Genomic DNA, 21,855 nt, shown 5'->3' with positions numbered 1-21,855 from the left:
ATGTCCAGCGATTCCTATTTCCACCCGGTTTCCGGCTTCGATCTGCCGCGCTTTGCGGGCGTGCCGACCTTCATGCGCCTGCCGCATGTCGAACTCGACAATCCGCGCCTGAAGGATGTGCAGGTCGGGTTCATCGGCAGCCCCTGGGATTCCGGCACCACCAACCGTCCCGGCCCGCGCCACGGGCCGCGCCAGCTGCGCGATCTCTCGACGATGATCCGGGCGCAGAACGGCGCGACCGGCGTGCGCCCCTTCGAGATGGTCAACTGCGCCGATCTCGGCGATGTGGCCCCCAACCCGGCCGACATTCAGGACGCGATGGACCGGATCACCCGGTTCTTCGAGACCGTCCGCGCGCATGGCATCCGCCCGATCACGGCGGGTGGCGACCACCTCAATTCGCTGCCGATCCTGCGCGCGCTGGGCACGCCCGAGCCGCTCGGCATGGTGCATTTCGACAGCCATACCGACCTGTTCCACAGCTATTTCGGCGGCAACATGTACACCCACGGCACGCCGTTCCGCCGCGCCATCGAAGAGGGGCTGCTTGATCCGAAACGCGTGGTGCAGATCGGCATTCGTGGCTCGACCTATGACAGCGAGGACCGCGATTTCGCCGATAGCGTCGGCGTGCGCGTGATCCCGATCGAGGAATTCCACGCCCGCGGCGTCGAGGATGTGATGGCCGAGGCGCGCGAGATCGTCGGCACCAAAGCCACCTATCTCTCCTACGATATCGACTTCGTCGACCCGGCCTTCGCCCCCGGAACAGGCACGCCTGAGGTTGGCGGCCCCAATTCCTATCAGGCGCTGCAGGTGATCCGCCTGCTCGACGGGGTCAACATCGTCGGCGCCGATCTGGTCGAAGTCTCCCCGCCCTTCGACGCCTCCGGCGCGACCGCTTTCCTCGGCGTCTCGGTGATGTTCGAGATCCTCTGCCAGATGGCGGTGACCATGACCCGCCGTTGATCGCCGCGCCGCCCGCTCAGCCCACGCGGCGCATCCCCTTCGCGTGGGTGCGATAGACCGGGGTCATGTTGTTGTCGAGACTTGCGCCAAGGTCGAGATCCGCCTCTTGCAGCCGGACGACCTCTTGCAGGGCGAGACCGAGATAGCGCGCGATTTCCTGCGTCGAGAGGCCGAGATCGCTCAGCGCCGAGACTTCCAGCGCGCGATCCGGTCCCGTTTTCTCAACGCGCGCGCCCGACAAAGGCCAGGGAATGGTCTTCGTCGCGCGGCTGTCCTGCCGTGGCTTACGCGGCAGCGGGAGAAGGTCAGGGCTGTTTTCTGGGGTGATCCAACGAAACATCCGCACACTCCTTCGAGCTTGGCTATGAGGCCCGTTCAGCTAAACCGCATCCGGCCCGCCGCGCCATTGACCGCCGTCAATGCGAACCGCGCAGACCCGGTTCGGTGCGCTCTCTGGGCAGGGTTTTGCCAATCCACGCAAGGCGCCCGGAGGGGCAACACGTCTTTTCACACTTAAGGCACTGAACTGGGTCGGAGCACGGACCGAAACCCGAGCGCTGATGCGCAACATGCGCCAAGGGCCGCAACCTGCGCAGTCATGGCTGCGATTGACGCCCAATAATGCCGCGCGCGCCGCGCGGGGGTATACTTGGACATTCGCGGAGGGTTGGGGCTACCTCACCCGTTCGAGTCCGCTCGAAGAGCCTTTCGCGAAACCCGCCGGCCACCGCGCGTCTGTCCCCAAGGCTCGGCCGGCGGGGCCGTTTTCATGCGCATTTCAAAACTCCGCCGATGGCACACCGCAGGTCAGCCAGCGCGCCACGATACGCAATATTATTGCGCGAAATGCCTCTCATATTTCGGGAATCTACATTTCTCTACAATTTCTCGCCTGACAGATGGCCCCTGAGGCGGCAAGATTCCTGCAGTCACAAAAGACGCGTGTTGCCCGACCACTGCCATCGATCGGGGGGCATAAAGGGGGGGAATATGTTCAACACTCAGGCCATACGGCCGCAAGTCGACGCGAAATGCGAGGACTGCATCGCGCGCCAGACAGGACTTTGTAGCGCCTTCGCGAGCGAAGCGCTCCTCGATTTTGCACATCGAAGCTATCGTGAAACCTATCACCAGGGGGCCGAGATCGCGGCTCAGGGCGAAGTGGCGGAACGGGTCGGCATCGTCGCCTCCGGGCTGGTGAAGGTCGTCGTTCTGACCGAAGGCGGGGACGAATACGTTCTGCAAATCCTGCGCGCGGGGCACCTGATCGGGGATCCGGACCGCGAGGTGAACGGGTTTTCCAGCGAGGCCGCCACCGACACCGCGATCTGCTGGATGGCGCGCCAGACATGGCACAATTTCCTGCAAACGCATCCGCAGATCTTCCGCGGCTGTCTCTCGGCGCTGAACCGGCAGTTCGAGGAGCTGCAGTTGAGCGTCGTGAAAATGCGCGGGCGCAGCACCGTGCAGCGGCTCGCGCTTTGGCTGATCGAACAACTCCCCGGTGCGCCCGACGGAAGCACACCGCAAATTCGCATCGTGCTGACCCGGCGCGATCTGGCGTCGCTGTTGGACATGACGGTGGAGACCCTGTGCCGGGCGCTGCACCAGATCGAAGAGCGCGGCGCGATCCGCCTGCTTGCGCCCGACCATCTCGAAGTCAGGGATCTCGGACGACTGCGTCGGCTTGCGAAATACCAGAATGAGCGGATCGGCGCGGCCCTTGCCGAGCCCGATTCCGCACCGCGCCTGTCTCAACGCGAGACATGGTCCAGGGGCGGAAAAGCACCCGTCTCAAAACTCGGGTCCGAGGGACATGCGCCCGGGCGCACACCGGACTTTGCCACACGCGGAGGGCAGCGATAGAACGAGGACGCGCCGGCCCGGAATGTCTCGGTGGATCACACATCGCGCAACCTGCATTGATCGTGGTCAATGCGCGCGGCCTCACGCGCGGCAAAGCTCGCGATGTGTCAGATCACATCCCGGGAGGCCCCTATGCCACGCAAATCCGACGCGATCGCCCGCACCAACGCGGGCTATGCTGACCTCGTGAAACGCCTGCTACCGCCAGACGGGCCGGACCCGGCACTGCTTGGCCCGATCGTCGCGATGCAAACTCAGGCGGCCGATCGCATGTTGCAGCTCAATCAGGAATGGCTGCGCTTCACCACCGATCGGATCACCTGCGACCGCGCCCTGCTCGCCAGTCTGTCCAATCCCGGCGATCCCGCCGCAATCGCCTCCGCCTGGTCGGAGTTCTACTCCGGCGCGATCGACGATTATTCCGCGCTCTATCGCCGCCTCTGGGGGCAATATGCCGAGGAGATGACGGAGGCGGTATTCGACAGCCAGAAGCAGGTGCAGGACCTGTTCATGACCTCCCTGCAAGGGGCGGGTTTCGGCGAGCACCGCCACGCGACCCCGGTCTGAGCGACCGCAATTGGAAGGCCGGATCTGCCTCTCAGCGGCGGGCCCGGCAGGTATAGTTTTGTGCGTTTTTTCGTCTTTCCTCCACGGCGGGACACGAAACCGAGTATGATTTCATGAGTGATCAGGGCGTGGTGCCAAGCGCGAAATGAGGTGGCGCCAGTGGTAAATTCCAAACGCGAAGACACCGGGCCGAAGACGCGTGCCTCGCGCGCGGCGCTTGCCGATGGTGTGGGAGACATGATCTCTCTGATGCCGATCCCGGTCGCGGTGTTCGACACCGCGATGCGTCTGGTTGCGACCTCGGCGGCGTTTCAGGAGACCTACGGCGTCGATCTCTCCGGCGCGAGCGAACCGGGTGACGGCGACCTGCTGCCCTGGCTGCCAGAGGGCTACCCCGCCGCGCGCGATAAGGCGCTCGCCGGAGAGGTTGTGCAATGCGACGAGACCCGGACGACGCTCCCCGATGGGCGTGTGATCCGGAACCGCTGGATTACCGCACCGATCCACCGCGACGGCGGCGTCGCGGGGATTATCCTCATCATCGAGGATATCAGCGCCGGGAAGGGCTCGCAGCCGCCGACCGCCCTGCGCGCGGAACGGATCGCCGAGGCGATGGATGCCGCCGGGATCGCCCTGTTCGAGGTGGATTTCGACCGTGATGCATTCCTCGCGACCGGATCCGCCCGGCAGCTTCTGGAGACGCAGGAGGTGCCCGACAGCTACGAGAAATGGCTCGCCCTCGCCGCGCCGGAGGATCGTGCGCAGTTCGACGCGGTCTATCGCGCGGCGCTGGACCCGACGGGCAGCCGAAAGTTCTCGATCGAGTTCAAGCTCGCCGATAGCGCCGAGCCCAAGGTGATCGAGTTGCGCGGCAATATCCGTTTCGACGAGACCTGCGACCCGCCCCGTCCGCTGGGCGTCGTCGGCGCGATCCTCGATCGCACGGAGCGCGCGCGGATATCGGAGGCGCTGGTACAGGCGCAGCGGCTGGAAACCGTGGGCAGGATGGCAGGCCTGATTGCGCATGATTTCAACAACTTGCTGACCGTCATCCTGTCCAATCTGGAGCTCGCATCGCGCGCCGAGAGGGCAGATATCGCGCGCACCCATCTGGAACGCGCAATCGACGCGACGCAGATCGGCGCTGGGTTCAATCAGCGTCTTCTGGCGCTTGCCGGTGCGCGGACCCCGAAACCGGTGTGCTTCGACCTCGATGCGCAGCTCGCCGAGACATGGACGCTGCTGGAGCGTGTGCTGGGCGAACAGGTGCATCTGCGTCTCTTGCCCGGCGCCGATCATGGCCAGATCTACATGGATTGCGGGGAGTTGGACGGCGCGCTGCTCAATCTCGTCATCAATGCGCGTGACGCGATGACGGCCACCGGTACGATCACCATTCAGACCGGCTGCGCGCGGTTTGACGCGCATCAGGCCGCCGAGATCGACGGCGCGCGGCCGGGCTGCTTCCTCACGGTGAGCGTGACCGATACCGGGCAAGGCATGACCCCGGACGTGCGCAGGCAGGCTCTCGATCCGTTTTTCACCACCAAGGATGCGCAGGTCGGGAACGGGCTCGGTCTGACCAGCGTGGCGAGTTCGATCGCGCGGGCGGGCGGGTTTCTACACATCGACACCGCCCCCGACAAAGGCACCACGATCACGCTCTATCTGCCCGAGACCGAGGGGGAGCCCACACCCGCGCCTGCCGACCATCACGACGCACTGCGAATGGGCGATGGTCAGCTGGTGCTGGTGGTCGAGGACGATCCGCTCGTACGCGAGGCGGTTCTCGACCGGCTGGAGGCTCTGGGCTACGCGGTGATCGAGGCCGCGAACGCGTCCGAGGCGCTGGAGCAGATCGAGGCGGGCGAGCCGGTCGAGCTACTGTTTTCCGACGTCGTGCTGCCCGGCACCTTTTCGGGCTTCGACCTTGTCGATCGCGCCCGCGCCCGCGATCCCGCATTGCCCGTCCTTCTGACCTCTGGCCATACGTCCGAGCACTTCTCCGGGCGCCCCGAAGCCGAACGCGAGGTGGAATTGCTCACGAAGCCCTATTCTCTCTCGACGTTGAGTGCGGCGGTCGCGCGTGCGCTCAAGCCGGAGGGACCTCCCCCGTGATCTGGCCGGTGAAGACATAGCCTACGCCGCGCACGGATCGGATCATCCGATTGGCATCATCCGCCGGTTCGATCTTGCGCCGAAGCCGGGCGATATGGGTATCGATGGTCCGGTCATAGGGCGACCAGTCGCGCCCGTGGAGCACCCGGTTGATGTCGTCGCGCGAGAGCACCTGCTCCGGGCGGCTGAGGAACAACTCAAGCAGTTTCGCCTCCGTTCCGGTCAGATCCTCACGGCGACCGTCATTATGCTCGATCACGCCGTGACGCAGGTCGATACTGCTGTGATCGATGCGCAGCCGCTCGCGCGGCAGGTTGCGGGTCCGATAGCCGTCGAGCACCCGACGGATGCGGATCGCGACCTCGCGCGCGGCGAAGGGTTTGACGATGTAGTCATCCGCCCCCGCCTCCAGACCGCGCACCCGGTCGAGCGGTTGCCCTTGCCCGGTGATGAAGATGACGGGAATATTGCTGCGCCCGCGCAGGACACGCGCGAGTGCGAGCCCGTCATCCGCGCCCAGCCCCAGATCGAGTGTCACGAGATCGACGTCGCCCGCTTCGATCTCCTGCATCATGCCAGTGGCGTCCGATGCCTCGCGCACCGCCCAGCCTTCCGCTTCAAGGCAGTCCCGCAGCGCGCCGCGCACGGAAGGATCATCTTCGACGACGAGAATTGTCTGCTGTTCCACAGGCGCGACCTCCTATCCCCTCCGCACCTATCGGGAGCGTCGCGGCGCTTTTGATGGCACCGCAAACCCCAGTCCCGAATTATGTCATGATCGGCGCCCCCTGTCCGCCCTGTCTTTGATGGTGATCAAGCGTCAGAAACGGTACACGAAATTAAACGTGATCGTTCCCTCAAACCCATGCCGCCACCGGATTTCGTCATGCCGGATGGTCTCGCCCGTGGTCGAGAGCGCCGCCGCCGAGACCGAACCGGAGCCCACCGTCGTCGTCCCTGAAGAGCGCGAAATGAGCGACGCCTGCCCCGTCTCTTGCACCCCCAGAGAGACGGCGAAGGCACTGTTCCGGCCGATTTTCTGCTCGAAGACCATGCCCGCCCGCAGGACCGGTTCCACACGGGAATATCGGGACCGCTCGGGCGCGTTGCTGGCCGAGGCGAGCCCCGGGATCGAGAGGGTTTCCTCACTGCGCCCGCTTGCCGACACCGCCTTCGCGCCGAGGTCGAGATAGAGGCCGAAGGACAGGTCGCTGGTCACCAGACGCCGCCCGCCCAGCCCCACGGTGAGGCTCTGGCTGCGCTCGTGCAGGCGCGTGCGGCGGGCGGTCTCGATGGCCGGGATCACCCGGCTCGCCGTGAGAGAGGCCGTCGTCGTGTAGGTCTCGCCCGTGTGGCGCGACAGATCCCCGAATCCGAGACGCGGGCCCCAGCTCCAGTCGCGGCTGTGCCCCAGCGGGCTCGCGATCACGCCGCCCAGCTCGCGCACACGGCTATGCGCGCTGACCCGTTGCGCGACCTTCACGCTGTCCGGCGCACCGAGACCGATAACGGAAAACCCGCCCGGATCGAACACGGCCGCCAGAGCTGTGGCCTCTCCGGTAGCGCCATCGAGACTGAGCGCCGCGAAGCCGCCCCCGCCTGCGCCGGGCGAAAACGCGTAGGTCTCGATGCGATTGCCCGTGACTGCGGGCGAGAAGGACTGTTGCTCGATATGAACGGTGCCGCCATGCCCGTCGGGAAGGGACAGCGAGGCTGCCGCATTAGCCCCCGACAGCGTGCCCCCCGCGCCAAGCATCGGGTTCAGATCGATCGCGATATTGCCCTGCCCCGTGCGCGGTCCCGTCAGAAGGAGCGTTCCGGAACTCGGCAGCCCCGAGACAGCATGCGCCTGCGCGAAACCGGAGCCGCGCCCGAAGCTCAGACCGAGTTGAGGCCGGGTCGAGAAATCCGGGGTCCAGCCCGCCTGCGGAAGGATTTGCAGAGGGCGCACGGGGCCTTGCAGCCCGAACTCCACGCCGCGCCCGTCCTCTCCGGTGATCTGGGAGCCCAGCCCCGGCACGAACGGGCCGCGTTGGGGCGGCGACAGCGACCAGCCCTGCCACATCGAGGGCGGCTGCGCCTGAACCGGAGGCGTCAGAGCGGCCAGCGCGACCATCCCGCCGAGGGCGAACCCGAGGGGGTGGAATATGCGCTCACGCCGTCGCATTGATCGTAGCAAGGCGGCTCAGAAGGGCCACCAGCTCCTGTTGGCGCGACGTTTCGGTCTTGCGCATCACCGCCGCGAGCTGATTGCGCAAGGTTTCCTTCGACATCCGCCGGCGCGAGGCCAGCTCGCCGATCGACTCCCCCGCCAGCAGCGCCAAGGCGAGATCTGCCTCCTTCGCGTTCATGCCAAAGAGCCGCCAGAGAAAATCCTGATCCAGTTCGAGCGGCATATCGAGGTCTTCGTAGATCACCGCGAAATTCGGCCCGGCGCCCGGCAGGCCAACCGCCTCGCCCGCGGCCAGCCGGATGATTGTCAGGATCTCACGCGGCTCACCGCGATTTCGCGGCACGGACATGACCGCGACGCGCTGGCGCAGGCTGCCTTGCAGCGATTGGATCTGCGTCGCGAATTCGTCATCCACGATGGGATCGGACAGCCGCAGCGTCCCGTCGGGCGAGACCTGCAGCGCGCGGCCATTGCGCAGGATTGCCCGCGCCCGCCCGTTCATCCGCGAAACGCTGCGCCGCTCGTTGCACAGCACCACCGAGAAGGGCAGAATTTCCAGAAGATTGCCGCTCAGACGCTCGGCCGCGTCGAGCCGTTGGCGCACCTCCATGATCCGCGTCGCCACATCGAGCTGCCGTGCGAGCCGGGTCAGGAAGTCCTTCAAAGGCCGCCGCAGCTCCGCCTCCAGATGGCGCGGATAGCGCAGTTCGATCCCCAAAAGATGACGCTCGCCGCGCTCGAACAGGACACCGGCGAGACAGGTCTTCGGCGGGCTCGTCCGGCGCAGCACCTGACCCATCGGCCCGCCATTCACCGTCTCCGCACCGAGATCACCGTCGTCATAGACCCGGCCGATCTCCTGCCCGTGCAGACTGTGCGCCCAGCCATCGGGGGCGCGCATCTCCTCGGCAAAGGCCCGGCGCAATTCCGGGTTCGGCGTATCGAGAAGCAGGAAGTTCCCTGCGCCCTGCATCCGTTCCAGCCCGACAATCATCGGCGTCGCTTCGGGAAAATTCATCGCGACGACCGCGAGCACGGAGCGAAATAGATCCCCTTCGATGGCAGATGTGAAAATTTGATCGACCGCTGCGCCGTTCTCAGCGTGCATGCTCAAAGACATGGCGAAATCCCCTTAACCCTTTGATTAAGGAAATCCTCCGCCACGGAGAAATTTCGACAATGACAGTCATCAAGCCTGCCTATGCGCGCCGACAATGTGCGGCGCGGACAGAGGCGGAATCAGCGGGTCCCGACGATCACTTTTTTGCACTGCAGGTCACGCCACCCTCGCCTTCGACGTCCAGTCGCGCCGAGACGACGGCATGTGGACCGGCGGAGACATAGACCTTGGACAGCGTCTGCGCCTCGTCCGCGCGGGTGGCGAAAGCGCCGCCCTGCGTGGTGCTGGAGGTGCCGCCCGCACCGCTCGAGATCACGGTGAAGGAGTAGCGCCCGCGCATTGCGCGCGCCGATTGCACCCGCGCGGTCAGCTCGAGATGCGGAGCTGCGGGGCGCTCTGCGATCTCGCAGCTGAGAGGGGCTGCGCCTTGTGAGCTTTGCGTGCTCATCGCGAGCGCCATTCCGAATGGCATCCCTCCGATGAGGACAAGCAGCCCTCCGCGACGCAGGTAGTCGAGCATTTGCAGGTTCCGAGGCATGGTGTGCCTCCTTTCTCGTCCCCCTGCCCCGCACGCGTTACGACGGGCGGGGCTGAACCGACGGCTATCGGTTTCATTTCAGCTCGAACTGAATGCCGATCGAGCCGTTTCCGCCAACGCTGCTCCCGCTGCGGGTCACGCCCAGACGCGTCTCACCCTGGAAATGGGTCTCCGTCTGGTAGTTGCCGAGCTGAGAGATCGAGCTGCCGAAACCAGAGCCCGATTGGACGGTCCCTGCGACATTGTTGTGGCCGCTCTGCGTGGTGGAGGCGTCATTGTAGCTGCCCTGCTGCTGCGTGACGGCCACATTGCCGCGTGATGGCTGCGGGGTGATGGATGCGATGGGGGCGCTGCTCGGATCATAGAAAGGCCGGCTCTGCGCCGCAGCTTCCTTCGCGAAAACGCCGAATGCGAGAGCGGCCAAAAGCCCGGTCGCGAGGATCGCGGGGGGCGCCGTGGGGGCTCTCATCTGTGTTGCGAAACTCATAACCTTTCTCCTTGTTGCTGTCGCGACGGCACAGCAGCCGCCTTCAAGACGTTGATCGGGCGGATCGCAGCCCGCCCGATCAACCATGGGACGTCAGTTCTGAACGGTGCTCGACACGTTGCCGACACCGGTCTGGACCGTGGCCGACGAGTTGCCGACATTGCCCTGAATGGTGGACGAGTAGTTCCCGAGGCCCAGCTGATCGGTGATCGAGTTGTTGAACGCGCCGGTCTGACCGGTGCCCGAGAAGTTGGCGATCCCACGTTGCACCGTGGTGCTGGTGTTGCCGTAGTCGCGCTGCACGGTGATGGCCGAGTTGTTCATGCCAAGCTGCGTCGTGCTCGACCCATTGAACCAGCCCATCTGGTCGGTGAGCGACACGTTACCGCCTGCGAGGGCGGCTCCGGCGCCGGAGAGAACGACAGCGGTGGCGAGAAGCAGATGTTTCATGGTGATGGTCTCCAGACTAAAGAATGTTGATCGATCCGGATCCGCGTCCCGATCGTTCCTCCACGCTACGCCGGAGCTGCGCCGGGATCGGGGACGCAAACATCATCGAAGACGCCCCGATCGCCATGCGCTTCGGCCTGAACGCTGCCCCTTCGGCACCGCCCGACCGCGGACCGCCCGCGATAGTTCACCCACCGGCGCAAGTGGTGCGCCAGACGCGATATCCTTGCCCACTGCGCGCATATGGCCGCGCAGCTGCCCCGAACGGGTCATCGCGGGACGCAGGCGTGCGGAGCGTCGCAGCGGATGGGGCGCGAGCCATGGCGGTCTCGCTTGCGCCCGCGCAATGACGAAAGGCCATCTGCGTGAGACGCAGGCCGCCAACCCGAGGGAGATCGGCGACGACGATGGCTCCGCAGGTCAGCGCATTGACGCGCGACAATACACGGTTGGAAAAGCCCACCGCTTGAATCTACGCGAAGCCGGAAATTGCGAATGTCCCGGAGCTATTCGGATGATACCGGTGGGTCTTGGCCGTGCTTAAGGAGAGAGCCGCGCGACTCGGGCCGGAGGGAACTGGGGAAGACCGACACGGACCACGCGGCGACGCGCCTCCGAAATGCGCAGCGCGCGCTCCCGATACGGAAACGCGCGCCACTCCCCCCTGACAGACACTGCGAGCGGTGTCTCCTTATCGACCCCTACCGCCCGCGCGGCCTGCCCCCACACACATGCCAGTTCCCCTCAATTGCGACGCTCCATCAGCAGCGCGACCAGCAGGCCGGTTCCGACCATGCCCAGAAGCACTCCGGCCCAGGGCACGGGATGGCTGCGCACGCTTCGACGCAAGTCATGCTGCGCCTCTGCCAGCGAGTGGCGCATTTCGAGAACCGCGTCGCGGGTATCCTCCACGAGATCGTGGCCGCGCCGCGTCGCCTCCGCACCAAGGTCGCTGGCCCGCAACCGACCATGACGTCGCAACGCCTGCGCCAATTCGCTTACATCGTCGCGCAGCTCTTCGAGATCGGCGCGTATCGCCTCGACGGCGTGGCGCTCGCGATCCTCGATATCGGCGCGTTCGTGTGCTGCGTCGCTGGATGTCTTGGCCATGGCGTTTCTCCTCTGATCCGATTTTGAACCGTGCGACAGGTTGGCAGGATGCAAAGCCGCAAGGCATTCCGCATTGATCGCCGTCACTGCAAAATGCAAACGCGCGGCTCACGTGACCTTGAGTGCCTCTTGCAGCTTTTCGCGGAAATGGCGCGGCGAGAGGCTAGCGAGGTTGGAGTGGATCTCCCGGCTCACCCGCGCGGCCAGAGCCGCGGACATGGCATCGCGCATTGCGCCCAGCATCCGCGGCGGCGCGACGAGGACGAGCGTGTCGAATTGCTCTCGCCCGAGGCTCTCTTCGAGACGTTCACACAGCTGATGCGCGAAAGCGATCTCCGGCGCGTGGTCCGGATCGCCATGCGGCGCCATCGTGGCCCGCCGCCCGGGCGACCCGCTCGAGAAGCTGCGACCCGCCTTATCGCGCGGGCTCTCATGCGGCGCTTCCAGCTCGAAGACCGCCTTGCTTCCCTCGGCATCCGCCAGCACATGCGCGCTGGCGGCGTTCATCACCACGATCCATTCGGTTTTCTTCGGCTGTCGCATCGGCTCACCTATTTTGAGAACAGCACCGGCAGGTGGGATTTTTCCAACAGGCGCGTCGTTACCGCGCCGATCACAAAGTCATAGAGCCGCGAATGGCCGTAAGCGCCGACGGCGATCATCTCGGCCCCACGTTCGCGCGCGGTGTGGAGCAACGCATCGCCCGCTTCCGAAGTCGTCTTCATCCGGTCCAGAAGCGTCACGTCGAAGCCGCGCCGGTCCAGCGCCGCCGCGAGGTCGTCGCGCAGATCGTCGACGGCCTCTCGCTCCCCCTCTGATGGCGAGACAGAAAGCAGATCGATCCGCGCGCCGTGCGCCGCAAGATAGAGCATGTCATGCACCGCCCGCATCGCCTCGCGGCTGCACGAAACGCCCACAAGGATACGTTGCGCAGGCCTGTCCAGCTTTGCGGTTTCATCCACCACCAAGACCGGACGCCCGGCCTGGCGGATCAGTTGCTCTTGCATGCGCAGATCGCCCGCGCGCCCGACATGGGCCGGCACCCGGGCAGAGATGACGAGGTCGGCGGCGCGGCAGCTATCGACGAGAAAATCGATCAGCGCGTCACGCACACCACTGGGGGTCCGAAATTCGCCCTGCACATCTTCGGCTTTGAGCGCATGTTCAAACGTCTCGCGGATCTCAGCCGCCTCCTTGCGCTGCCATTCGACGAATTCGGGATAGACGATCGGATCGCTCGCAAGATCGCCGCCCAACAACGGCAGCGGCTCGACGCCATGCGCCCCGATCAGATGCGCGTCGAAACTGCGGCACAGCGCGGCCGCCATCGGGGCGAGCCAGCGGGCTTCGTCGGTCTCTAGAAAGGCAGCGGCAATGGTTCGCGGAATCATCTTGAGGCTCCTGAGTGGTCACATCGGCCCGAACCTACGGCGCCGCCCGCAAAACGGCATTGATCGTGCGCAACGTCGGATCCTTTCGCGAGGCCGCGCGCCGCTATGCGCGCCGTCAATGCGGGTGCCGCGCCGGTCATCAAAGCTTGATGCCGTTCCATCATTGAGATTCTTCGCACGGGAGATCCAGCATGACACCTCAAGCCAAAGAGATTGGCATCAAACACGAGAACACGCCGCCGACCAACAAGACCCCGAGTGCCGAAACACCCGCGAAAGGCGCCGCCACCAGCGCTTCTGCGCCTGCGCGCGGGCGCGATGTGTTCGGGATGTTGCGCGCGGAGATCGATCGCCTTTTCGACGATTTCACACATACCGGACGCGATTGGTCCCGCGCTCTGAGCTTGCCAGCGGGCTTTGGCGCTCTCTCCGCCCCGGCGATGGATTTCGTCGCGACTGACGGAAACTACGAACTGCGCGTCGACCTGCCCGGCCTCAAGCCCGAGGAGATCGAGCTCAAGCTCGAAGACGGGCGGCTCAAGATCCACGGCGAACGCACCAGCGAGCGCGAGGCGCATGAGGGCGATTTCGTCCTGCAGGAGCGGAGTTCCGGCAGGTTCGAACGCATGATCGCTCTGCCGCGCGGGGTCGACCCGGACCGCATCGAGGCGGTTCTGAGCGACGGGGTCCTGACCGTGACCCTGCCGAAAGCCGCCGAAGCGCGCGAGAAAGATCGCCGCATCGACGTCAAGGCGCGATGAGCGCGCATCACCCGGGCGGCCCTTCGCGCCCCGAACTGTCAGCGCGACGGGCCGCCCCCTGAACCGGGAGGACAGTCCGATGACCAGACCCGTATTTGCAACCCTCGCAGCCCTCGCATGGGCCCTGCCCGCCAGCGCGGAAGAGGCCTCCAGCAGCCCGATGACCGCGGCGCAGATGGGGGCCGATCTTTACCAAAACTACTGCGCCACCTGCCACGGCAAGAGCGCTGCGGGCGACGGGCCGCTCAGCGAATATTTCACCACGCAAGTGCCGGCGCTGACCCAGCTTTCGGCGAATAATAATGGGGAATTTCCGCTCGCGCGGGTCGTGCATCTGATCGACGGGGGCCAACAGATGCCCTTCCACCGGGGCGCGATGCCCAGCTTCGGCCCGACGATGATGGAGGAGACTGCAGGGACGGTCGGAGCGCTCAACGCGGAGGTCTACACGCGCGGGCAAATCCTGCTGATCGCGGAATATCTCGCAAGCATCCGAAGCTGAGGCAGCGTCCTCAGCACTCTAACCGGGAGGTTTGACCGATGAAAGTGACCGGCCTGAGTGCCATCGACCACGCTCCGCAGATCGTGGCGGAATGGCTCAACGATCTGGAATATCGCTTGGACAACAAGGACCGCAGCCACGCCTATCTGCTGCTGCGCACGACCTTGCACGCGATCCGCGATTTCCTGACCACCGCGGAAGCTGCCGATCTCGGGGCGCAACTTCCGGTGCTGCTGCGCGGGATTTACTACGACGGCTTCGTGCCCTCGCGCCAACCCGCGCATCCGCGCAATCGCGACGCCTTTGTCGGCCGGGTGGCGGAGGCGTTTGCCGACCGACCGCTCGACGATCCAGAAGCGGAGGTCGCGGCGGTGTTCGATCTGCTGCATGAACGGATTTCCGAGGGCGAATACCGGCAGGTGACGCAAGCGATGCGCCACTCGCTGCGCAGCCTGCTGGCCTGACCGGGAAGGACTACTAGGCCCGATCCTTGCGCGACGGTCGCGCCTGCGCCGTGGCGAGGATTTGTGCGACCTCCGCATCGGGAACCTGCCCGAAATAGGTGTAATAGGCCCCGACCGCCCCAAAATACGACGGCACCAGCGGGCAGATCACGCGGTCGGCCTCGGTGCGGATCGCCTCCAGAGCGTCCTCTGACGCGACCGGGATCGCGCAGACCAGCTCTTCGGGACCGGCGGCCCGCACCGCGCGCAATGCCGCGCGCATGGTGGCCCCCGTCGCCACCCCGTCATCCACGAGGATCGCGACCCGCCCGGCCAGCGGCAGACCCGGCGCGCCGTAGCGCTTGATCCGGTCCGCGATCACCTCGCGCTCGCGGGCGGCGAGGCGCTCCAGCGTGGCCGCATCGCAGCCACTCGCGCGGATTACATCGGCATTGCGCACCAGCACCTCGCCACGCAGCCCCGCGATCGCCGCAAGCGCCACTTCGGGATTGCTGGGCGCGCCGAGCTTGCGCACGAAGACAAGATCCAGCGGCAGATCGAGGCGCTCGGCCACCTCCCAAGCGACCGGAACCCCGCCACGCGGCAGCGCAAGCACCACCGCGTCGCGCCCGCGATAGGCCTCAAGCTGACGCGCGAGGACGATCCCCGCCTCGGTCCGGTCGGTATAGCCTTCGAGATCGCTCATGCGGGCCTCCCCTGCCCATGGGTGCAGTCGGAAGCCAGCGTGCCGTGCCATCGAGGGCGCGGCATTGATCTTCAACAACGGGACATCGACGCAATCGCCGCCTAACCGCGCCGCGCTCCGCACAAAGTGAAAAGAAATTCGGGACCGCCGCACCCGCGGCCCTATGTCGATTTGGAGCGGCCGCCGCATGGCAGAGCGCGACGGCCCGAGAGCAGGAGATCAGCGCCATGAGTTTGAAAGATAACCGCATTCTTGTCATAGGCGGCTCTTCGGGGATCGGCTTCGGCGTGGCGCAGGCGGCGCTCGCGCGCGGCGCACGGGTCACAATCGCCTCGCGCTCGGCGCAGAAGGTCGACGAGGCCTGCGCGCGGTTAAGCGGTTCCGTCGAGGGCGTGACGCTCGACACCGGCGATGCCGCCGCACTGGAGGCATACTTCGACGAGCGCCCCGAGTGGCACCACATCTATTGCTCGGCGGCCAGCACCAAGGTCGCCGCCGTGAAGGATTTGCCGCTGGAAGACGCCCAAGCCTCCTTCGAGTCGAAATTCTGGGGCGCTTACCGCCTCGCCCGCGTGGCGAAGATCGCGGATGGCGGATCGCTCACCTTCACCTCGGGTTTCCTGTCGCAACGGCCCAAATCCGGCGCGGCGATCCAGGGCGCGATCAATGCAGGCCTCGAGGGGTTGACCCGTGGCCTCGCGCTGGAATTCGCGCCGGTGCGGGTTAACTGCATCTCCCCCGGGCTGGTGAAAACCGAGATGTATGACACGCTCGAGGGCGATGGACGGCGCGCGATGTTCGACAATGCAGCCGAGCGTCTGCCCGTGGGCCAGGTCGGCCTGCCCGAACATATCGCCATTCAGGCGCTCGCCCTGATGGACAACCCTTACATGACCGGCTCCACCGTCTTTGTCGAAGGCGGCGGGTTGCTGATCTGAGCAAGCGAAAGGACCTCCCATGAAACGCACCCCCCTCGGCACGACAGGCTTCGAGATCGCCCCCATCGTCTTTGGCGGCAACGTGTTCGGCTGGACGCTGGACGAGGCCGAGAGCTTCCGCATCCTCGACGCCTTCATCGACCACGGCTTCGATGCAATCGACACGGCGGACGTCTATTCGAAATGGGCCGAGGGCAATTCGGGCGGCGAATCCGAGACGGTTCTGGGCCGCTGGTTCGAGGCGCGTCCGGGCATGCGCGAGAAGGTGAAGCTGTTCACCAAGGTCGGCTCGGATATGGGCGGGCCGGGCGAAAAGGGCCTCGGCGCGGAGTGGATTTCCAAAGCCATCGACCGTTCGCTGGAGCGGCTCAAGACCGATCACGTCGATCTCTATTTCTCGCATTGGCCCGATGACAGCGTCAGCCATGCCGAGACGTTGGCCGCCTATGACAAGCTTCTGAAGGCAGGCAAGGTGCGCGCGATCGGGGCGTCGAATTACGATGCCGATCTGCTGACGGCGGCGCTGGAGACCGCCGATGCAGAAGGTTTGCCGCGCTATCAGGTGATCCAGCCGGAATATAACCTTTATGACCGTGACGGTTTCGACGGGCCGCTGCGCGATCTGTGCCTGCGCGAGAATATCGGCGTCGTCACCTATTTCTCGCTCGCCGCCGGGTTCCTGTCGGGCAAATACCGCTCGAAAGCCGATCTGGAGGGCCGCAAGCGCGGCGGGATGGTCGAGAAATACCTGACCGATCGCGGCATGGCGATCCTCGACGTGCTCGAAGATGTCGCCAGCCAAAAAGGCGCGAAACCGGCCGAGGTCGCGACTGCATGGTTGATCAACCGCGAGGGCGTCAGCGCCCCGATCGCGAGCGCCACCAGCTTGTCGCAAGTGGAAAGCTTCGCGAAAGCCGTCGAAATGAGCCTGACCGACGAAGAGATGCGCCGCTTGACCGATGCGGGCGCTTAATCTTTCCTAACACTCGGGTGGCCGCCGGGCCGCCCGATCCTCCCCTCCCGACCGGACGCCGTTTACATGTATGAAACCGTATTGCTGATCGTGGCGGCTCTGATCGTCGGGATGTCGAAGGGTGGGCTTTCGACCGCCGCGGCCATCGCGGTGCCGATGCTGGCGCTGTTCATGAACCCGGTGAAGGCGGCGGCGACGCTGCTGCCGGTCTATATCGTGACCGATTGGGTGGGCGTCTGGCTCTACCGCCACCATTTCTCGAAGCGGAACCTTTATATCCTCGTGCCTGCGATCCTCGCGGGCGTCGCCATCGCAACCCTTATCACTCCCTACACGCCCGAATGGGCGCTGCTGGTCTTCACAGGGTTGATCGGGATCTGGCATGTCGCGCGGGCGTGGTTGAAGCGGCATGACGACAGCCAAGCCAAGGCGAAGGTCGTCCCGGGGCTGTTCTGGGGGACGCTGACCGGGATCGCGAGCTTCATCACCCATTCCGGCGCGCCGCCCGTCCAGGCTTACCTCTTGCCGCAAAAGCTGCCGAAGCTGGAATTCGCGGGCACCATCGCCATCGCCTTCGCGATCGGCAATATCGTAAAACTCCCCGCCTATTGGGTGATCGGGCAACTCGACGGACTGAACTGGTCGCTGGTCGCGGGGCTTGCAGTGGCGGGCATCGCGGGCACCGTTGCGGGGCGTTGGCTGACCGCGAGGCTGTCGCAGCAGCTCTACATGCGGGTCATCCAGATCATGCTGGCGGTGCTGTCGGTTCTGCTGCTGATCCGCGGCGGGATGCAGGTGATGTGATCAGCGCGGCGGGTAATGGCTGCGCAGTGTCATCGCGTCCTGCCCGATAAGCCGCGTGACCGAATTCCCGTTCTCCGAGAAGATCGAGCTTTGCGTATAGTAAGGGTCTTCCAGATCGGTCGAGAAGCCCAACGACTGCACGATTTCCTCCAGCACGACCGAGCGGATATCGCGCATCTGGATGTCTCGACTGAAGGCGATATCGGCATCGGTGATCCGGCCCGTATTCGTCTGCCAATAGAACGTCACCTTCGCGACCGTGCCCGGTCCTAACCGCCTGCCGTTGAGCCGCATCGAGGGCGTTCCCCGCACGGTGCCGCCCACGGGCGTGTCGGTCAGATAGAGATTGATATCGGCGGGACGCGCCCCGGCATAGCTCAGGTGCAGCGCGGCGCCGGTCTTGTTGATCTGGTCGATCGCCGCGCGGGCGGCCTCTTCGATGGCATGGGCGCGCTTCGCGGGGAAGTGCTTTGAACGGAAGGCGAGGCCCACCGTCAGGTCGCGGCACTTGCTCGCGGCCCATCGGCGATAGGGCAAGGTGCAGGCGCCCCCGGGTCGCGCGGCGCAGGCCATCGCCCGGTAGAAGTCGCGATCGCTCATCTTGCCGGAATTGGCGATGTTGCGATCGGCGGCGGTGTCGCGCGCCTGCGCGGGGAGCGCGAGGCTGAGAGCAAGCGCGATACTGGCTGCACCGGACATCACCCGGCGCGAAACTCTTGTTACCTTTTCAGACCCTTGCAGACCGATCTTAAAGCCCCCTCTTAACTCAGAACCGAACAGGCGCGGCGGGTGGCGAGGGCGTAACCCTCGATCCCGAAGCCCGCCAGAACCCCCTCCGCGCGTTGCGAGATGAAGGAATGATGGCGGAAGCTTTCGCGTTTGTGAACATTCGAAATATGCACTTCGAAGACCGGCCCCTCGAAGGTGTTGAGCGCATCGAGGATCGCGACGGAGGTGTGGGTATAGGCGCCGGCATTGATCACGATGGCGCAAGCTTCGTCGCGCGCACGGTGGATCTGCTCGACGATCTCGCCCTCGAAATTCGACTGGAACAGCGCGACCTCGAAGCCCTTCGGCTGCGCCTCCTCGCGGCAGATCCGCTCCACGTCCTCAAGCGTGTCCGAGCCGTAAATCTCGGGCTGCCGCTTGCCCAGAAGGTTCAGGTTCGGGCCGTTGAGGATATGGATGGTCTTCGACATTCTGCGCTCCGGATGGCGCGTGGGACGGGTGCGCCCTGCCCCCAGCGCGGATCATTTCCCCAAGCTATAGGGCCTTGCGCGGGTTCACGTCCAGCAAAAGGGCGTGATCGGCTGGTGTGGTGGCGCCTTGGTCACGCTCGACGAACTGGCGCAGCTTGGAGAGGTTCTTGCGTGCGAGCACGCCGAGCGCCGAGACCGGCCCACCCAGATGATTGGCGCGGATCGCCCGGTAGTCTTCGGCCATTTTGCGGCGCAGATGTGCAAGCGAGCGGTTGCTGACGCCGCCCAGCCGCATCTTGTAGAGAAGCTCGGGCAGATAGACCGCGCGACCTTGGAGCGCGCTGAAGACACGCAGCATGAAGTCGTAATCCGCCGCGATCCGGTAAGAGGTGTTAAAGCCTCCCAGCCGCGCATAGGTGGAACACCGCAGGTAGAGCGTCGGGTGCGCGGGTGCCCATCCCCGGCGCAGCTTGGCCGGGGTGAAGCCGCCATTGGCCCAATGCCGGATCACCGTATCAGGGTCGCCGCGCAGGACATAATCGAGATTGGCGAAGACCGCCTCGACCTGCGGATCGGCAAAGGCGGCGGCGACATGGGCCAGCGCATCACGATGGGCCAGCATGTCATCGGCATGAACGAAGCCGACCACCTCGCCCGTGGCCCGCGCGATACCCTTGTTGAGCGCATCGTAGAGCCCCGCATCGGCCTCGCTGAAAGCTATCATCCGAGAATGGCGCGCAGCCTCGATCGCCGCAAAGGAGCCGTCGCGCGAGCGCCCCTCGATGATAAGATGCTCGAGATCGCGGTGACTCTGCCGTGCGACCGAGGCGATGGCGTCGCCGACGGTGTCCTCGGCATCATAGACCGCAGTAATCAGGGAAATCTTCATCGACCTTACCCATCCGTTAGGAATTAACCTAACGCTGCGTCAACACGATTAAGAAATCCCTAACGGCACCCTCGCCCCGCCAGCGCGCCGCATGAAAGGGCCGGGCGTTGTGGCCCGGCCTTCTCTCGTCATAGGTCTTGCGATCACTCCGCAGGGTTGGCCTGCGCCCCTTGCGGTGCCGGCGGCGGGGTCGGATCGGCCCCGTAGAGATCGCCCGGCAACTCGGAGGGCATCGCGTGATCGGCCTCCTCGTCGCTCTGGTAGCGCTGGTTGTGGCGATAGAGCATCAAGGGGTCCCATCGCAGCGCCTTCAACAATCCGACGAGGATGAAGAAGCACACGATTGCGAAGGGGAAGCCCGCGACGACCGCTGCCGCCTGCAGCGCGTTCAGCCCGCCTGCGAGCAGCAGCAGCACCGAGGCCACCGCGCCTTCCGTGATCGCCCAGAAGATCCGCTGAACCTTCGGCGGATCGGCATCGCCGCCCGCGGTCAGCATGTCGATCACGAAAGAGCCCGAGTCCGAGGAGGTCACGAACCACATCACGATCAGGATCACCGTGAAGCCCGACATCACCTTCGCCGCCGGGAAATGGTCGAGCAGCGCGAACATCGCGTCGCCATAGGCGTTCTTCGTCGCATCCACGATGGTGCTGTCACCGCCCAACGAGATGTCGAGCGCGGTGCCGCCGAAAGCGCAGAACCAGAAGAACATGATCGTCGTCGGCAGCAGCATCACGCCCACCACGAATTCGCGGATCGTGCGCCCTTTCGAGATGCGCGCGATGAAGACGCCCACGAAGGGCGACCAGGAGATCCACCACGCCCAGTAGAAGATGGTCCAGCTATTCTGCCACGAGCCGTCTTTCTGCCACGCCTCGGTCCAAGAGCCCCAGCTGACGAGCTCCGCGATGTAGTCGCCATAGCTTTGGACGAAGAGGTCGAAGATGAAGATGGTCGGGCCGACGATCACCATGAAGGCGAGGAAGACTATCGACAGGCCGATATTGAGGTTCGACAGTCGCTTGATCCCACCATCGAGGCCCGCCACGACCGACAGGGTCGCAGCCGCGGTGATGCAGGCGATGATGATGATCTGCACGAAGGGCGATTGGTCGATGCCGAAGACGGTGCCGAGGCCCGAATTGATTTGCATCGCGCCCAGACCCAGCGAGGTCACGATGCCGAACATGGTGCCGAAGACCGCGAGAATATCGACCGCGGAGCCCCACGGCCCGTAGATTTTTTCGCCCAGAAGCGGATAGAGCGCCGAGCGGATCGTCAGCGGCAGGCCCTTGCGGAAGTGGAAATAGGCCAGCGCCAGCGCCACGACCGCATAGATCGCCCAGGCCTGGAAGCCCCAGTGCATGAAGGCGATGGTCATCGCTTGCCGGGCGGAGGCTTGGGTTTCCGCCTCGCCGACGGGCGGGGCGAAGAAGTGATACAGGGGCTCGGCCACGCCCCAGTAGATCAGACCGATCCCGATCCCGGCCGAGAACAGCATCGCCGTCCATGAAAAAAGCCCGTAAGCGGGCTTGTCGGTCATGCGACCCAGTCGGATATCGCCATAAGGTCCGAAGGCGAGAAAGACGGTTGCGGCAAGGAATAGGTTCACCTCGACAATCAGCGCCCAACCGAGGTTGGTCGCGAGCCAGTCCTGCAAGCCGGTGAAGAGCGCCTTGGCCTGATCGCTGAACATGGCGCCGAAGATGATGAACCCAATGATGAGGACCGCAGAGACGAGGAACACCGTCTTGTGGACCTTGGGGAATATGAACAGCCGTTCTTGCGGCATCTTATCGTGCATTGGTCTCCCTTTCTGTTGGTGCGCCGGATCGCGTCGGTTGACGAGA

The 21,855-nt window shown here is 65.0% G+C and carries 25 protein-coding genes; 10 read left to right on the top strand and 15 right to left on the bottom strand.

Going from position 1 to position 21,855, the window contains the following annotated elements:
• On the top strand, positions 1-969 hold the full coding sequence (gene speB, locus F8R15_RS18445) for an agmatinase (RefSeq protein WP_152845568.1): 969 nt from the start codon (positions 1-3) through the stop codon (positions 967-969).
• Between the two features lie 16 nt (positions 970-985).
• Here the strand turns inward: speB and F8R15_RS18440 are convergent, their stop codons facing one another.
• Complete coding sequence (locus tag F8R15_RS18440; RefSeq protein ID WP_152845567.1) at positions 986-1,309, bottom strand: hypothetical protein; 324 nt, start codon at positions 1,307-1,309, stop codon at positions 986-988.
• A gap of 650 nt (positions 1,310-1,959) precedes the next feature.
• Here F8R15_RS18440 and F8R15_RS18435 point away from each other — a divergent pair.
• The 3 genes from F8R15_RS18435 to F8R15_RS18425 all read left to right on the top strand — a co-directional run bounded on the left by F8R15_RS18435 (position 1,960) and on the right by F8R15_RS18425 (position 5,520).
• Positions 1,960-2,835: a Crp/Fnr family transcriptional regulator gene (locus F8R15_RS18435; protein ID WP_172976258.1), complete on the top strand. Its 876-nt coding sequence runs from the start codon at positions 1,960-1,962 to the stop codon at positions 2,833-2,835.
• A gap of 132 nt (positions 2,836-2,967) precedes the next feature.
• Positions 2,968-3,402: a hypothetical protein gene (locus tag F8R15_RS18430; RefSeq protein WP_152845565.1), complete on the top strand. Its 435-nt coding sequence runs from the start codon at positions 2,968-2,970 to the stop codon at positions 3,400-3,402.
• Positions 3,403-3,561: 159 nt separating this feature from the next.
• The gene (locus F8R15_RS18425) at positions 3,562-5,520 is read left to right on the top strand and encodes an ATP-binding protein (protein ID WP_152845564.1); all 1,959 of its coding nucleotides are present in this window, start codon (positions 3,562-3,564) and stop codon (positions 5,518-5,520) included.
• Here F8R15_RS18425 and F8R15_RS22130 read toward each other — a convergent pair.
• The 9 genes from F8R15_RS22130 to F8R15_RS18380 all read right to left on the bottom strand — a co-directional run bounded on the left by F8R15_RS22130 (position 5,495) and on the right by F8R15_RS18380 (position 12,789).
• On the bottom strand, positions 5,495-6,208 hold the full coding sequence (locus F8R15_RS22130; RefSeq protein WP_152845563.1) for a response regulator transcription factor: 714 nt from the start codon (positions 6,206-6,208) through the stop codon (positions 5,495-5,497). The genes F8R15_RS18425 and F8R15_RS22130 overlap by 26 nt on opposite strands.
• A 132-nt stretch (positions 6,209-6,340) precedes the next feature.
• Entirely contained in the window at positions 6,341-7,687 is a 1,347-nt protein-coding gene (locus F8R15_RS18415) for a hypothetical protein (protein WP_152845562.1), read from the bottom strand.
• Positions 7,674-8,813, bottom strand: coding sequence for a helix-turn-helix transcriptional regulator (locus tag F8R15_RS18410; protein ID WP_152845561.1), 1,140 nt, complete (start codon positions 8,811-8,813; stop codon positions 7,674-7,676). The genes F8R15_RS18415 and F8R15_RS18410 overlap by 14 nt, the downstream gene beginning before the upstream one ends.
• A 136-nt stretch (positions 8,814-8,949) precedes the next feature.
• Positions 8,950-9,351: a curli-like amyloid fiber formation chaperone CsgH gene (gene csgH, locus F8R15_RS18405; protein ID WP_152845560.1), complete on the bottom strand. Its 402-nt coding sequence runs from the start codon at positions 9,349-9,351 to the stop codon at positions 8,950-8,952.
• Between the two features lie 73 nt (positions 9,352-9,424).
• Positions 9,425-9,838, bottom strand: coding sequence for a hypothetical protein (locus F8R15_RS18400; RefSeq protein ID WP_152845559.1), 414 nt, complete (start codon positions 9,836-9,838; stop codon positions 9,425-9,427).
• 93 nt (positions 9,839-9,931) lie between these two features.
• A complete protein-coding gene (locus F8R15_RS18395; protein ID WP_078541300.1) occupies positions 9,932-10,288 on the bottom strand; it encodes a hypothetical protein in 357 nt (118 codons plus the stop codon).
• A 744-nt stretch (positions 10,289-11,032) separates the two neighbouring features.
• Positions 11,033-11,398: a hypothetical protein gene (locus tag F8R15_RS18390; protein ID WP_152845558.1), complete on the bottom strand. Its 366-nt coding sequence runs from the start codon at positions 11,396-11,398 to the stop codon at positions 11,033-11,035.
• Positions 11,399-11,506: 108 nt separating this feature from the next.
• Positions 11,507-11,941: a host attachment protein gene (locus F8R15_RS18385; protein WP_078523154.1), complete on the bottom strand. Its 435-nt coding sequence runs from the start codon at positions 11,939-11,941 to the stop codon at positions 11,507-11,509.
• A gap of 8 nt (positions 11,942-11,949) precedes the next feature.
• A complete protein-coding gene (locus F8R15_RS18380) occupies positions 11,950-12,789 on the bottom strand; it encodes a universal stress protein (protein WP_152845557.1) in 840 nt (279 codons plus the stop codon).
• Between the two features lie 191 nt (positions 12,790-12,980).
• Between F8R15_RS18380 and F8R15_RS18375 the strand changes: the two genes are divergently transcribed.
• From F8R15_RS18375 to F8R15_RS18365, 3 genes are all read left to right on the top strand, one after another.
• Entirely contained in the window at positions 12,981-13,550 is a 570-nt protein-coding gene (locus tag F8R15_RS18375; RefSeq protein WP_152845556.1) for an Hsp20/alpha crystallin family protein, read from the top strand.
• Between the two features lie 79 nt (positions 13,551-13,629).
• A complete protein-coding gene (locus F8R15_RS18370; protein WP_152845555.1) occupies positions 13,630-14,052 on the top strand; it encodes a cytochrome c in 423 nt (140 codons plus the stop codon).
• A 38-nt stretch (positions 14,053-14,090) separates the two neighbouring features.
• Positions 14,091-14,516 carry a DUF2267 domain-containing protein gene (locus F8R15_RS18365; protein WP_078523151.1) on the top strand — a complete coding sequence of 142 codons (426 nt, stop codon included), beginning with the start codon at positions 14,091-14,093 and terminating at the stop codon, positions 14,514-14,516.
• Positions 14,517-14,529: 13 nt separating this feature from the next.
• Here the strand turns inward: F8R15_RS18365 and F8R15_RS18360 are convergent, their stop codons facing one another.
• Positions 14,530-15,201 (bottom strand): phosphoribosyltransferase, encoded by a 672-nt coding sequence (locus F8R15_RS18360; RefSeq protein WP_152845554.1) that lies wholly within the window; start codon positions 15,199-15,201, stop codon positions 14,530-14,532.
• Between the two features lie 227 nt (positions 15,202-15,428).
• Here F8R15_RS18360 and F8R15_RS18355 point away from each other — a divergent pair, with 227 nt between their 5' ends.
• The 3 genes from F8R15_RS18355 to F8R15_RS18345 all read left to right on the top strand — a co-directional run bounded on the left by F8R15_RS18355 (position 15,429) and on the right by F8R15_RS18345 (position 17,916).
• Complete coding sequence (locus F8R15_RS18355) at positions 15,429-16,139, top strand: SDR family oxidoreductase (RefSeq protein WP_152845553.1); 711 nt, start codon at positions 15,429-15,431, stop codon at positions 16,137-16,139.
• A 19-nt stretch (positions 16,140-16,158) separates the two neighbouring features.
• Positions 16,159-17,112 carry an aldo/keto reductase gene (locus F8R15_RS18350; RefSeq protein ID WP_152845552.1) on the top strand — a complete coding sequence of 318 codons (954 nt, stop codon included), beginning with the start codon at positions 16,159-16,161 and terminating at the stop codon, positions 17,110-17,112.
• 66 nt (positions 17,113-17,178) lie between these two features.
• Positions 17,179-17,916, top strand: coding sequence for a sulfite exporter TauE/SafE family protein (locus F8R15_RS18345; protein ID WP_152845551.1), 738 nt, complete (start codon positions 17,179-17,181; stop codon positions 17,914-17,916).
• Here the strand turns inward: F8R15_RS18345 and F8R15_RS18340 are convergent, their stop codons facing one another.
• The 4 genes from F8R15_RS18340 to F8R15_RS18325 form a co-directional block, all read right to left on the bottom strand.
• Positions 17,917-18,615 (bottom strand): DUF2927 domain-containing protein, encoded by a 699-nt coding sequence (locus F8R15_RS18340; protein ID WP_152845550.1) that lies wholly within the window; start codon positions 18,613-18,615, stop codon positions 17,917-17,919. It lies immediately after the preceding gene.
• Positions 18,616-18,677: 62 nt separating this feature from the next.
• Positions 18,678-19,115 carry a type II 3-dehydroquinate dehydratase gene (aroQ, locus tag F8R15_RS18335; protein WP_152845549.1) on the bottom strand — a complete coding sequence of 146 codons (438 nt, stop codon included), beginning with the start codon at positions 19,113-19,115 and terminating at the stop codon, positions 18,678-18,680.
• A 64-nt stretch (positions 19,116-19,179) separates the two neighbouring features.
• Positions 19,180-20,004, bottom strand: a complete 825-nt coding sequence (locus tag F8R15_RS18330) for a glycosyltransferase family 2 protein (protein WP_152845548.1) — start codon at positions 20,002-20,004, stop codon at positions 19,180-19,182.
• A 143-nt stretch (positions 20,005-20,147) separates the two neighbouring features.
• A complete protein-coding gene (locus tag F8R15_RS18325) occupies positions 20,148-21,809 on the bottom strand; it encodes a BCCT family transporter (RefSeq protein WP_152845547.1) in 1,662 nt (553 codons plus the stop codon).
• Positions 21,810-21,855 lie beyond the last annotated feature (46 nt).

The organism is Thioclava sp. JE_KL1, assembly GCF_009296265.1.
Classification (GTDB): Bacteria; Pseudomonadota; Alphaproteobacteria; order Rhodobacterales; family Rhodobacteraceae; genus Thioclava.
This window is presented reverse-complemented; position numbering and strand designations above follow the sequence as displayed.